This window comes from Dactylosporangium sp. NPDC049140, from assembly GCF_040648435.1.
Genome location: NZ_JBEZDS010000027.1, coordinates 89372 through 102904, shown reverse-complemented (window position 1 = coordinate 102904; position 13533 = coordinate 89372). Strand labels below are relative to the sequence as shown.

At 70.6% G+C, this 13533-nt stretch carries 8 protein-coding genes and 1 pseudogene; 4 read left to right on the top strand and 5 right to left on the bottom strand.

Going from position 1 to position 13533, the window contains the following annotated elements:
* Positions 1–214 precede the first annotated feature (214 nt).
* Entirely contained in the window at positions 215–1204 is a 990-nt protein-coding gene (locus tag AB0B76_RS34780) for a cellulase family glycosylhydrolase (RefSeq protein ID WP_360383303.1), read from the bottom strand.
* A 296-nt stretch (positions 1205–1500) separates the two neighbouring features.
* On the opposite strand from AB0B76_RS34780, the gene AB0B76_RS34775 reads away from it, so the two are divergent.
* Positions 1501–2661 (top strand): ROK family protein, encoded by a 1161-nt coding sequence (locus AB0B76_RS34775; RefSeq protein WP_360383302.1) that lies wholly within the window; start codon positions 1501–1503, stop codon positions 2659–2661.
* 197 nt (positions 2662–2858) lie between these two features.
* Here AB0B76_RS34775 and AB0B76_RS34770 read toward each other — a convergent pair.
* Positions 2859–2975 (bottom strand): annotated as a pseudogene (locus AB0B76_RS34770) (hypothetical protein); the annotation flags it as partial.
* A gap of 8 nt (positions 2976–2983) precedes the next feature.
* Between AB0B76_RS34770 and AB0B76_RS34765 the strand changes: the two are divergent.
* On the top strand, positions 2984–3316 hold the full coding sequence (locus AB0B76_RS34765; protein WP_360383301.1) for an aldo/keto reductase: 333 nt from the start codon (positions 2984–2986) through the stop codon (positions 3314–3316).
* A gap of 508 nt (positions 3317–3824) precedes the next feature.
* Positions 3825–5963, top strand: coding sequence for a cellulase family glycosylhydrolase (locus AB0B76_RS34760; protein ID WP_360383299.1), 2139 nt, complete (start codon positions 3825–3827; stop codon positions 5961–5963).
* Between the two features lie 157 nt (positions 5964–6120).
* Here the strand turns inward: AB0B76_RS34760 and AB0B76_RS34755 are convergent, their stop codons facing one another.
* Positions 6121–8487 (bottom strand): transglycosylase domain-containing protein, encoded by a 2367-nt coding sequence (locus AB0B76_RS34755; protein WP_360383298.1) that lies wholly within the window; start codon positions 8485–8487, stop codon positions 6121–6123.
* A 220-nt stretch (positions 8488–8707) separates the two neighbouring features.
* Between AB0B76_RS34755 and AB0B76_RS34750 the strand changes: the two genes are divergently transcribed.
* Positions 8708–11284, top strand: coding sequence for a cellulose binding domain-containing protein (locus AB0B76_RS34750; protein ID WP_360383297.1), 2577 nt, complete (start codon positions 8708–8710; stop codon positions 11282–11284).
* Between the two features lie 69 nt (positions 11285–11353).
* Here the strand turns inward: AB0B76_RS34750 and AB0B76_RS34745 are convergent, their stop codons facing one another.
* Positions 11354–12388 carry a LacI family DNA-binding transcriptional regulator gene (locus tag AB0B76_RS34745; RefSeq protein ID WP_360383295.1) on the bottom strand — a complete coding sequence of 345 codons (1035 nt, stop codon included), beginning with the start codon at positions 12386–12388 and terminating at the stop codon, positions 11354–11356.
* 42 nt (positions 12389–12430) lie between these two features.
* Entirely contained in the window at positions 12431–13462 is a 1032-nt protein-coding gene (locus AB0B76_RS34740) for a LacI family DNA-binding transcriptional regulator (RefSeq protein WP_360383294.1), read from the bottom strand.
* Positions 13463–13533 lie beyond the last annotated feature (71 nt).

The window sequence follows — 13533 nt, the reverse complement described above, 5'->3', positions numbered from 1 at the left end:
GCGGCGGGCCTCAGCGCGCCGCGCCGGTGACCCCGATGGAACCGCACGTCCTGGCCGGCAAACGTGTCCAGCCAGTTCATGCAGCTCGGCCAGCGAACGAGTCTCCTCCTGCATCTCGTTCCTCCGTCATGCACCTGGTCAAGCGAACTCCGAACGACGGCTACCCGCTGCCGGTGCTGTCAACCAGCCCACTGCCCGTGGCGCTACGGCCTGGTTACAGGCCCCAGCCCCAGCGGAGCTGGGCGACGCCCGAGGTGTTGTTGACGGCCAGGCCGCTGCCGCTCTGCCGGGTGAGGGAGTAGGGGTCGCCGGCGCGCAGTCCGGGCCAGTAGACGATGCCCATCTGCCGGGCCCGGGCGAGGTCGGTGGTGGCGGCGAAGTAGGCGGTGAAGACGTTGCCGTCCTGGGTGGCCCCGTTCGTGTACGTCAGGCCGGTGGTCATCGGCGCGCCGGCCTCGTCGATGATGGTGCGCGAGGAGTAGGAGCCGAGCCGGTTGCTGAGGTTGGTGGTCCAGGCGGAGCGGGTGGTGTCGTTGGCCCAGAAGCCGTAGAAGTGCAGCGACAGCAGTGTGCCGTTGAGGGCGCTGGCCGCGCCGACGCCGGTGACGTTGTCGTTGTAGCCGGTGCCGCTGATCACGACCCGGCCGCGGGGGATGTTGGAATGCCGCGACAGCCAGCTGGAGCAGAGCGAGACCCAGGCGGAGAGGCTGTAGCCGAACGGCTCGTTCATCGGCTCGAAGTAGACGTTGCCGTTGCCGCCATAGTCGGCGGTGACGCGGTCCCACATGGTGTTCCACGCGGTGGCGTCGTCAACGCGGCCGTCCTTGTTCGCCTCCCAGTAGGAGACGATGACCTTCATGCCGTGGTTCAGCGCGGAGTCGAATGCTCCTTTGTACCGTCCCCACCAGTCGGAGTTGACGCTCTGCGGGTTGATCGGCAGCCGTACCGTGTTCGCGCCGATCTGCTGCTGGAAGGCGGTGATGATGCCGTCGGCCTTGGTTCGCACGGTGCTGTAGCTGTCCCCGGCGGTGAGGCCGGTGGGGATGACCCAGCCGTCGACGTAGTTGTCGCGCTGGTCGGCCCAGTTCACGCCGCGGAAGCTGTTGGTGGCCGCGGATGCCGGTTGGGAGATGGTCAGCAGCGTGGCGGCGAGGGCGGCGGCCGCGAGTGTGCTGATGATCGTGCGCAGGCGTGGGTGGTGCATCAGGGCCTCCAACCAACGAATGTTTACGTAAACATCGATGCGCCGGAGCGTCGTAGGCTGCAATGGGCGTCCTGTGGCGGCGCAGCATGTGCCAGGGGGCGGGCCGTGTGCTGCTGGAGCAATCCGGTGACACTTCGATGTTGCTGAATGATTGCGCTCATGTTGCGGAGGTGTCAAGAGGCAGGCCGGCGGCTATCGCCAACGGTTACGATAACCATTGCGAGAACGGTGGGCAGGGGGTCGGCATCGCCAAGGGGACGTCCCGCGACATTCGGGTGGCCAACCGGTTCGAGGTCATGCGCAGCGTGATCGCGGAGTCGACGGCCTCCCGTCAGCGGATCGCGGGGGAGACCGGGCTCAGCCTCGCCACGGTCGCCACGGTCGTCGGCGAGCTGATCACCGCCGGGCTGCTGGTCGAGGTCGGGTTCGAGGACTCCGCCGGCCGGCCCCGGGGGCTGGTTGCGGTCGCCCCCGCCGGCGGGGTACTGATCGGCGTCGACGTGGCCGAGACCTACGTGCGCGTGGACCTGTTCGACGCCGCGCTGCACTTCCTGGACGGCGTCGAGGAGCGGCTGCACCCCGAGGAGAACCGGCCCGAGCAGGTCGTGGGGCACATCGTGGCCGCGATACGCGCGGTGCTGCAACGCGCGGGAATACCCGCCCGGCGGGTGCTCGGCGCTGGCATCAGCGTTCCCGGCCAGGTCGACCGCGACGGCGGCGTCTCCGTCTTCGCGCCGAACTGGAACTGGCACGACATCCCGCTGCGCGGCCTGCTGGTCGAATCCCTGGGCATCCCGCTGCACCTGGACAACCCGCTGCGGGCCGCGGTCGTCGCCGAGTTGTGGTTCGGCGCGGGCCGCCGCCGCGAGGACGTCATCGTGCTGACCCTGGGCACCGGGGTCGGTGCGGGCCTGGCGTTCGGCGGCGCCCTGTATCGCGGTGCGACAAACAGCGCCGGCGAGTGGGGGCATACCACGCTGGTGCTGGACGGGCGGCCCTGCCACTGCGGCGGCCGCGGCTGCGTCGAGACGTACGTCGGCGCGCCCGGCATCATCCAGCACCTGCGTGAACTCGACCCCGACAGCCCGATGCTGCACGGAAACGACCAGACAGCGACGATCGACGCCCTCGCGCACGGCGCCGACACCGGTCACCCGACCGCGCTGAAGGTCATCGCGGAGACCGCCCGCTACCTGGGCGCCGCCGTCGCCAACCTCGTCAACCTGGTCAACCCCGAAACCGTCGTGCTTAGCAGCTGGGTCACCGCCCGCCTCGGCGAACCGCTGCTCACCGAGGTTCAGGCCGTCGTGACACGACACGCCCTGCGCCGCCCGCTCACGGCCGTCCGCATCGTCCGCTCGACGCTGTCCGGCGACCCGGTCAGCCTCGGCGCCGCCACACTCGCCCTGGAGGGATTCCTGTCCGGCATCACCGGCGGCAGGTCCGGCCGGCGTTGATGGAGGAGGAAGCACGTGAGCGTAACGTCGGCGAGGGCTGGGGCCAGTGGTGATGGTCGGTGCTGATGCTCAGGTGCTGCCAGGCGCGCAGTTCGTCGCGCTGGCGGCCGAGCACGCGGCTGGCCGCGGTGACCGCGGACCAGCACGTCGATGCCGCCGAAGCGGGTCTCGGCCTGCCGGACGGCCGCGGTGACCTGCGCCGGATCGGTGACGTCCAACGCCAGCGCGAGAGTAGCGGCGGGATAGGCCCGGGCGAGGTCTTCGACCTTGGCCGCGTTGCGGGCGCCCGTGCCGGCCGACTCACGGCCCGCCAAGCGACGGCATGAACGGCTTCTGCGACCTGGTCCGCAACGACGCCACCCTGCTCGCGGTGCAGCGGCTGACCCCGATCGCCGACGGCCTCGGGATCAGCCTGGCCACCCTCGCGTTGGCCTGGGTGCTGCGCCGCGGCGAAGTCGCCTCGGCGATCACGGGTGCGTCCCGGCCCGAGCGGGTGCACGCCAACGCGCAGGCCTCCGGCGTGCAGCTCACCGACGACGTGCTCCGTCAGATCGACGAGGCGCTCGGCGTGAAGCTCACCACGCGGCGCCCGGGCGCTACCGCTCGTCGATCGCGCCCACTCGTCGGATCGCAGCGCTTGCTTGAAACTTTCTAAGATCTCGCTCGATTGCCTTCCGTGTTCCCGAGGCGGGCAACCGTCGCTGAACGGCGCAATGGCCAGGCAATGACCGAGGTTGTGGCACGCGACCAGTCCGGGCCGGCGCGCCGGCCATCGGCGGAAGATGCTCCCATCCCGGACCGTCGTCAGGGCCTTCATTGACGTGTGTCTTGGAAACCACTTAGCCTGCCGACGCGAAACTTTCGCATCATGAGCGGCGAACGTATGCCGTGGCTGTGGGAGCCGTGTGATGTCCGCGGAGCCGGCATGGAGTGCGTCCGCGAGACACCCGTTCCGTGCTTGTCGTCGCGGCGCTCCGTGTCGTCACTCGAACAGCTGCGCCTACGACGGCACCGTGACCGCCGGCAACAGCACGACGTTCGGCGTGCTCGGCAACTGGCTCGCCTCGAACCGGGCGCCGGCCCTCAGCTGCACGGCGACGACCTGGCGGCAACGAAGAACAGACACCCCACCTACGGCTCCGGCGAGGAAGGGAACCGCTCCGATGAAACTGCGGCAACTACGAAGGACCCGGCTGCGGGTCGGCCTGATCGCCGGCGGCGTCGCCGCGCTGCTGGCGGCCGGGACGATGATGGCCGTCAGCGCCCAGGCGGCGGCCGGCTGCCGGGTGGCGTACTCGGTGTCGGCCCAGTGGCCCGGCGGCTTCACCGCCAACGTGAACGTGACGAACCTCGGCGATCCCATCAACGGCTGGACCCTGGCGTGGGCGTTCCCGTCCGGGCAGCAGGTCACGCAGGCGTGGAACGCGACGGTCACGTCGTCAGGTGGCCAGACCACCGCGGTGAACGCCGGCTACAACCCGGCCATCGCCACCAACGCGACGGTCTCCTTCGGCTTCAACGGCTCGTGGACGGGCAGCAACACCGCGCCGTCCTCGTTCGCGCTCAACGGCGTCACCTGCACCGGCGTCGTGGGCGGCTCGGCGTCGCCGACCGTGAGCCCGTCGGGGAGCCGGTCACCGTCCACCAGCCCGTCGGCGAGCAGATCCCCGTCCGCGTCGCCCTCGGTGTCGCCCTCGTCGCCGCCCCCGCCGGGCAACGCGATGGCGACGGTGGCGGCCATGCAGCCCGGGTGGAACCTTGGCAACACGCTCGACGCCATCCCGGACGAGACCGCGTGGGGCAACCCGCTGACCACCCAGGCCCTGCTGCACCACGTGCGGTCACAGGGGTACAACAGCATCCGGATCCCGGTGACCTGGAGCAACCACCACGGCGCGGCGCCGTCGTACACCATCGACGCGGCCTGGCTCAGCCGCGTTCAGCAGATCGTCGACTGGTCCCTGGCCGAGGGTCTCTACGTGATGATCAACCTCCATCACGACTCCTGGCAGTGGATCAACACCTACCCCACCGACCGCACCAACGTGCTCGCCCGGTACGACGCGCTGTGGACCCAGCTGGCCACCACTTTCCGCGGCTATTCGCCCAAGCTGGTGTTCGAGAGCATCAACGAGCCCCAGTTCGCCGGCACGTCCGGCGACGACCAGAACTACCAGGTGCTCAACGAGCTCAACACCGAGTTCGTCCACATCGTGCGCCAGTCCGGCGGCGGCAACGCCACCCGGCTGCTCGTGCTGCCCACCCTGAACACCAACGCCGACCAGGGCCGGCTGGACGCGTTGAACGCCACCTTCAACCAGCTGCACGACCCCAACCTCGCCGCGACGGTCCACTTCTACGGATGGTGGCCGTTCAGCGTCAACATTTCCGGTGGTACCAGCTACGACACCAACGTGGAACAGGACCTGGTCGGGACCTTCGACCGCGTGTACAACTCCTTCGTCAGCCACGGGATCCCGGTCATCATCGGCGAGTGGGCCCTGCTCAACTGGGACTACAACCGGCCCGGCATCATCGAGACCGGCGAGTTCCTGAAGTTCATCGAGGCCGTCGGCTACCAGGCCCGCACCCGCAACGTGACCACGATGGTATGGGACGCGGGGCAGTTCCTGAACCGCAACACCCTGCAGTGGCGGGACCCGGGCGTGTTCGCCATGATGAAGGCGGGCTGGACCACCCGCTCCGGCACCGCGTCCTCCGACCAGGTGTACGTGCCCCACACCGGAGCCATCACCAGCAAGACGCTGACGCTCAACCTCAACGGCACCGCCTTCCAGGGCCTGCGGCAGGGCAACACCGACCTCGTCAACGGCACCGACTACACGGTGTCGGGCAACACGCTCACTCTCACCCAGGCCGCCGTCACCAGGCTGGCCGGCAACCGCGCCTACGGCGTCAACTCCACCATCGAGGCCCGGTTCTCCCAGGGCGTGCCGTGGCAGATCAGCATCATCAGCTCCGACCCGCCGACCCAGGCCGCCGCCAGCGGCACCACGACCGCGTTCACCATCCCGACCCAGTTCCGCGGCGACCAACTCGCGACCATGGAGGCCAAGTACGCGGACGGCAGCCCTGCCGGCCCCGCGAACTGGACGCCGTACAAGGAGTTCTGGGACCACTTCCAGCCCGACTACAGCGCCAACACGATCACGCTGAAGCCGGAGTTCTTCGCCGAGGTCAACGACGGCCGTGTCACGCTCGTCTTCCACTTCTGGAGCGGAACGCAGATCACGTACTACATCACCAAGTCCGGCACCACGGTGACCGGCGGCACCAGCTGACAGCACCACTCCCATAGAGGACGGCGCCGCGGCCGGTCACCCGCCGGTCGCGGCGCACTCTGCTCAGGAGTGCCGCGACCCTTCTTTCCACGTCAGCGCTCGGCGCGTCAGCAGGACCGTGGTGCGGTCGAGCAGGAAACGGACCATCCCGCGCCGGTCACGCGGGCTGGCCGTTGCTGACGACGAGCTGGACCGGGCCGCCCTTGGTCGTGGCGCCGGCCGGGTTGGTCCGGTCGACGGTGCCGGCCGGGCACTTCGAGGCGACCTGGCCGGCCGCGACCGTGACCGCGAAGCCCGCCTTCGCGACCTTGTCCCGGGCCTGGTCGACCGCGAGGCACTTGACCGACGGGATGTCCACGAGCTTGCCCTGGGACCGGTCCTTGTTCGGCGGCGTGAACTTGACCTCCGGCTGGCCGGCCAGGCCGTCGCGCAGCACGCCGAGCGCCGCGTAGTTCACGGGCGCGTGCAGCATGTTCTTGTCGGTCTCGGGCCAGTCCGGGTCGGTCAGGAAGCCCGACACCGCGAGCTGCTTGGTCATGACGGTGAACGTGGCGCTCTTCTCCGAGTCCGTGGTACCCGACTTGCCGGCGATCTGGCGCTTCACGAAGCCCCGCGCGTACTGCGCCGTGGCGCCGTTGCACTTGCCGTTCGCGGACTGGTCGCCGACCGGGCAGCGGGCCATGTCGACGGCCGCGCGGGCGACCTCGGGGTCGACGGCCTGCCTGCACTTGGGGTCGAGGCCCTCCACCTTCTTGCCGCTGTTGTCCTTGACCTCGAGGATCGGGGTCGGCTCGCAGTACAGGCCGTCCGCGGCGAGGGTGCCGTAGGCGTTGGCCAGCTGCAGCGGGGTCGTCGCGGAGACGCCGAGGGTGAAGGCGCCCCACTGCTTCGGGTCGGCGGCGAGCTTGGCGTCGTCGGGGGCGTTGAACTGGATGCCGAGGCGCTTGGCCACGTCGACCACGTGCTCGACGCCGACCTGCTGCTCCAGGGGCACGAAGAACGTGTTGATGGAGCTGCCGAACGCGGTCCACATGTTGTACGGGCCGGACTGCCCGTTGGAGTTCTTCGGGCAGTAGTGCGCCCCGTTGCACGCGGCGGAGCTGCCGGCGCTGATCGGGAAGTCGGAGACGAACTGCTTCTCCGTCTGGATCGTCGTGGCCAGCGGCAGCCCGGACTCCAGGGCCGCGACCGCGGTGAAGATCTTGAACGCGGAGCCGGCCTGGTAGCCGGGGATGTCCGCGTCCCCGGTGATGATCGGCACCGTGGTGTTCGGGTAGTTGCCCTTCTGCCCGCGCTTGCCGGGGTTGGTGTTCTCGCGGTTGCCGGTCTGGTCGTTGCTGAAGGTCCGGTTGGTCGCGAGGGCGGTCACCCGGCCCGTGCCGGGCTGGATGGCGGCCAGCATCAGCGCGTTGGGCGAGCCGAGGTGGACCTGCTGGTTCTTGGCGACCTCGCTGGGCTGCTCCTGCGCGTACTTCGCCGCCGCGGTCTGGGTCTGCAGGTCGAGCGAGGAGACGACCGTGTAGCCGCCCGCCCGCAGCCGGCTGGCGCGCTGGTACTCGTCCTCGCCGAACACCTTCTGGTCGTTCCACCAGCGGCGCAGGTAGTCGCAGAAGAAGCCCGCGTCGAGCCCGGGGCGCTGGATCGACTCGCAGCCCTCGGGGGTGCGCTTGCCGGTGACGGTGAGCTTCGTGCCGCTGGCGGCGTCGGCGGCGGCCTGGTCGATGTAGCCCATCGCGGCCATCTGGTTCAGCACGTACTTCTGCCGCTTGACCGCCTCCGGGTAGCCCTTCTCGGTGGCCGGGTCCATCGTGCCCGGCGCCTTCACCAGACCGGCGATGAGCGCGGCCTCAGGGAGCGTGAGGTCCTTCGGGTCCTTCTCGAAGTAGACGTGCGCGGCCGCGAAGACGCCGTAGGCGCCGTGGCCGAAGGGCGCGATGTTGAGGTACCGCTCCAGGATCTCCTTCTTGGAGAACTTCTTCTCCAGGGCGATCGCGTACCGCATCTCCCGCAGCTTGCGCGTGGAGGTCTTGTCGGTCGCGTTGACCACCTCCTGCGGCGTGCGCGCGGAGTAGGCGATCGCCTGCCGGACGTACTGCATGGTCAGCGTCGAGGCGCCCTGCTCGGTCCCGCCCGCGTTCTGGTTGGCCACGAACGCCCGCGCGACGCCCTTCACGTCCACGCCCCGGTGCTCGAAGAACCGGTTGTCCTCGGCCGCGACCATCGCCTGCCACATGACCGGGGCGACGTCGTCGATCTTCACGTCCCGGCGGTTCTCGTCGTACATCATCGCCAGCAGCGTCTTGCCGTCGGAGGCGTAGACGTACGTGATCTGCGGCGAGGGCAGCACGTCGATGTCGGTCGGCAGGTTCTCGAACGTGTCGGACCCGGTCTTCGCGGCCAGCCCCGACATCGCGATCGCCGGGAACGCGGCGGCGGCCACCACCAGCCCCGCCAGGAGCCCACACAACAGCAGCGACGCCGCATTGGGCAGCAGGCCATGCTTGCGAATCCGTACCCGGGCCACGCGTCGTCCCCCTGTGTCATGCGGCGTCCTCGTTTGTCGTAGACGCGGCACGTGGAGCGTGAGGTTGGCGGCGGGGTGGAACTTTCAGTTTTCGGTACCGGCCGCCGCCGGTGCGCGCCCCGAGGGCATTGACGGGCCTCACTCGCGTGGCTAGCGTCCGCGAAACATAAACACCCAGTGTCCGGAAAGTTTCCAGATCTTGCTGAGATCGGAGAAGCCGATGAACAGACAGGCACGCCGCACGGTGCTGGTGCTGAGCGTGGTCTCCACGGTCGCCGCCGCCGTCGCGGTCGTGGCGACGTCCGCCGCGTACGCCGCGTCCGGATGCCGCGTGGACTACCGGGTGACGTCCCAGTGGGCCGGCGGCTTCGGGGCCGACGTCTCCGTCACGAACCTGGGCGACGCCCTCAACGGGTGGCAGCTGACGTGGACGTTCGGCGCCGGCCAGACGGTCGGGCAGATCTGGAACGCGACCGCCACGACGTCCGGGGCGACCGTGACGGTCACGAACCAGTCGTACAACGCCGTCGTCGCCGCGGGGGCTTCGGTCGCGTTCGGGTTCAACGGCACGTGGGGGCAGTCCAACCCGGTGCCGGCCTCCTTCACCCTGAACGGAACCACCTGCAACGGCGTGGTGGGCAGCCCGCCCGCCTCGCCGCCCGGGTCGCCGTCTGCGTCGCCGTCCGTGTCGCCGTCCGTGTCGCCGTCCGTGTCGCCCTCCGTATCGCCGTCCGCCTCGACGCCGCCCGGGAACGGGTCGGCGGTCGGCGTGACGGTGAACGCCACCGCGGGGTTCGGCCCGATCCCCGCGAACGGCGTCGGCCTGAACACGGCCGTCTACGACGCCAACATGAACCACTCCGCCATGCCGGGCCTGCTGAGCGCGGCGGGCTTCAACGCGCTGCGCTACCCGGGCGGCTCGTACTCGGACATCTACAACTGGCAGACCCACGTCGCCGACGGCGGGTACGTGGCCGGCGGGACGACGTTCGCCGAGTTCATGGGCACGGCCAGGGCGTCCGGCGCCGCCCCGATCATCACGGTCAACTACGGCACCGGCACCCCGGAGCTGGCGGCCGGCTGGGTCAAGCACGCGAACGTCGACAACAGCTACGGCATCAGGTACTGGGAGATCGGCAACGAGACCGCCGGCAACGGCACGTACGGCGCGAACTGGGAGGCCGACAGCCACTGCACGGACGCCGCGGGCGCCCCGATCCCGAAGGGCACCTACCCGAACCAGACGTACAACTGCGGCCCGGCCGTCTACGCCGCCAACTCCCTGAAGTTCATCGCCGCGATGAAGGCCGTCGACCCGAACATCCGCGTGTGCATCCAGCTGACCACCCCCGGGGCCTGGCCGGACGGGGTCACCAACGCCGCGAACCCCAAGTCGTGGAACGAGACCGTGCTGAGCGCGATCGGCGCGAAGACGGACTGCGTCATCATCCACTGGTACCCGGCCGGCTTCCCGCCCAGCACCGACGTGGCGGCGGCGCTGGAGTACCCGGGCCAGATCGCCGGCATGGTCTCCGCGGCGAAGGCGCAGGTGAAGCAGTACACCGGGCTGAACCCGGCCAATGTCCCGATCATGGTCACCGAGACGAACTCGAACGTCGCCGTGGACGTGCAGCCCAACGCCCTCTTCGCGGCCGACAGCTACCTGACGTGGTTCGAGAACGGCGTCACAAACGTGGACTGGTGGAACCAGCACAACGGCCCCGGCACCCCGAGCGTCATCAACGGCGCCCAGGACTACGGCGACGGCGGCATCTTCTCCAGCGGTACCAATGGCAGCGGTGTCACCGAGCCGCCGCTGAACACGCCGTTCGCCCCGTACTACGGCGTCGCCATGGTCTCGAAGCTCGGCTCGCCCGGCGACACGATGGTCGGCGCCCAGTCCGGCAACGCCCTCGTCAAGGTGCACGCCGTGCGCCGGGCCGACGGCGGGCTCAACGTCCTCATCGCGAACGAGGACCCGGCGGCCACCCGCACGGTGAACCTGACCTACAACGGCTTCACCCCGTCCGGCCGGCCGTCCGTGTACACCTTCGCCAACAACGCCACCGCCATCACCGCCACGACGGGGAGCTCCGCGTCCTCGGTGAACGTGGGCCCGTACAGCCTGACCGTCCTGCAGCTCGCGGGCTCGGGCGGCACCGTGGTCAACGTGCCGGGCCCGCCGGGCGCGCCGACCGCGTCGAACCTGTCCTCCAGCACCTCGGGCAGCAACACGGGCAAGGCCACGCTCACCTGGGCCGCGGCCCCGGCCGGCACGTACCCGGTCGCGAGCTACAAGGTCTACCAGCTCACACCGGCCGGCCGGACGCTGGTCGCGAGCCCGGCCACGACCACGCTCGACCTCAGCGGCCTGACGATCGGGGCCACGTACCGCTACCAGGTGGTGGCCGTGGACAGCCACGGCTACGAGTCGCTGCCGACCTCGCCGGCCACGGTAACGGTCCCGCCCCCGGCCGACGCCTCCTGCGCCGCGCACTACGAGATCAGCAACAGCTGGCAGGGCGGCTTCATCGCCGCCATCACGCTGACCAACCGCGCCGCGACGCCGGTCAACGACGGGCGGGTCACGTTCAGCTGGCCGGCCGACGGGCAGAGCGTGACGAACGGCTGGGGTGCCACCTGGACCCAGTCGGGCCGCCAGGTCACGGTGACCGCGGCGGGCACCGTCGCCGCGAGCGGCGGCACCGCGAGCCTCGGCTTCCAGGGCGGCTACACCGCGCAGAACCCGGCCCCGACGGTGTTCTACCTCAACGGCGTTCCCTGCTCGAACGTCTGAGAGCGGCAGCGCCACGGCTGCCCGGGCGATGCTGCTAACGCCCGGCCGGCCGTGGCGCATGGTGCCGGGCTACCCGGGCGCGGCGGTCGTCCGGCGGACGGCCAGGGTCGGGGTGAGCGTCATGTGGGTCGCCGGTCGGGCCGGGTCGGCGATGCGCTCCAGCACCAGCCGGGCGGCGTTGCGGCCCAGCTGGCGCCCGCCCTGGTCGACGCTGGTCAGGCCGACCGGCGCGAAGCCGGCGAACATGGTGTTGTCGTACCCGGCGACGGCGATGTCGCCGGGCACGGCCAGGCCCGCCTCGGCCAGGGCCTGCATGACGCCCATGGCGACGATGTCGGCGCCGGCGAAGATGGCCGTCGGCGGGTGCAGGCGGGTCAGCAGCTGCCGCGCGCCGAGGTAGCCGCCCTCCTGGGTGTAGCTGGTGGAGGCGATGTCGATGTACTCGTGCAGGCCGCGGGCGCGCATGGCCTGGCGGTAGCCCTCGGCGCGCACCGCGTTGGGCATCTCGGTCATGCGGTCCCGGTCGCGCTCGAGGTGCTCGATGTGGGCGATGCGGCGGTGGCCGAGGTCGGCGAGGTGGTCGACGACGAGCGCGGCGCCGGCGATGTCGTCGTCGGCGACCGAGTCGTAGCCGGCGGCGCGCCCGTGCCGGCCGACGATGACCGTCGGTACGCGCTCGGCGACGTGCTGCAGGTGCCGGCGCGACGAGACCGGCGCGACCAGGATCAGCCCGTCGAGGCTGTGGTCGATCATCGTCTCGGTGACCCGGGCCTCCGCCGCCTCGCCGTTGCTGCCGGGCCCCATGAGCAGCTGGTACCCGGCGCCGTCGAGCAGCTCCGCGGCGCCGTCGAGGACGTCGGCGAAGAACGGGTTGCGGATGTTGGGCAGCATCACGCCGATCGTGTAGGTCTGGCCGCGCAGGCCCCGCGCCGAGGCCTGCGGGCGATAGCCGAGCTCGTCGATGGCCTTGCGGACCTTGGCCTGCATCTCGGGGCTCGCCCCGTAGGCGTTGCGCAGCACCTTCGACACGGCGGTGGTGGACACGTTGGCGTGCCGGGCCACGTCGATGATCGTGACCCGCCGCGTGGCCGCCGGTTTCGGCATTCGATCTCCTTGCGGGGGCTGCGGGCAACGTTGCCCGGGAGTCTACGGCCGCGCCGCCGGTGGCGCGGTGGAGCGCCGGGCGACGAGGGTGGGGGAGAGCCGGATGTGGCTGGTCGGGGCGTGCCGGTCGGCGCAGCGCTCCAGCAGCAGCCGGGCCGCGTTGCCGCCGATGCGGCGGCCGGCCTGGTCGACGGTGGTCAGCGAGACCGGGTCGAAGGCGGCGAGGGCGATGTTGTCGTAGCCGGCCACCGAGATGTCGGCCGGGACGGACCGCCCGGCCTCGGCCAGGGCCTGCAGGGCGCCGATCGCGACGACGTCCGCGCCGGTGAACAGGGCGGTGGGCAGGCTCGGGCGCTCGAGGAGCAGCCGTGCGCCGAGGTACCCGCCGTCGTGGGTGTAGGTCGTCGTCACGACGTCGATCTCGGCGGCGAGGCCGTGCGCGCGCATGGCGTCGCGGTAGCCGAGGGCCCGCACGGCGTTGGGCATCTCGGCCAGCCGGGTCGCGTCGGTCTCGTGATGGTCGATCAGCGCGATGCGCCGGTGCCCGAGCCCGACGAGGTGGTTGACGACGAGGTGCGCGCCGGCGTGGTCGTCGTCGGTGACGGTGTCGTACTGCGCGGAGCGGCCGTGCCGGCCGACGACGACCGTGGGCACGGCCCGGGCGATGCGGTCCAGCCGGGCGCGGGAGGCGAGCGGGGCGATGAGGACCAGGCCGTCCAGGCCGTGGTCGATCATCGCCTCGGTGACGCTCGCCTCGGTGTCCTCGCGGTTCCAGCTGGTGCCGTGCAGCAGTTGGTAGCCGGTCCCGTGCAGCTGGTCGTGCAGGCCCTCGAGGACGTCGGCGAAGAACGGGTTGCGGATGTCGGGCAGCATCACGCCGACCGTGTAGGTGCGGCCGCGCATCCCGCGGGCGGCGGCGTACGGGCGGTAGCCGAGCTCCTCCATGGACTGCCGGACGCGGGCCCGCGCGGCCGGGCTGGCGCCGGCGGCGTTGCGCAGCACCTTCGACACCGTGGTCGTGGACACCTGGGCGTGCCGGGCGACGTCGACGATGGTGACGCGGCGGTCCGTCATCGCGGCACTACCTCCGGGAGTGGGTAACGTTTCCCTCGCAGTGTACGGGCGATCACCGTTATCTCTTGACG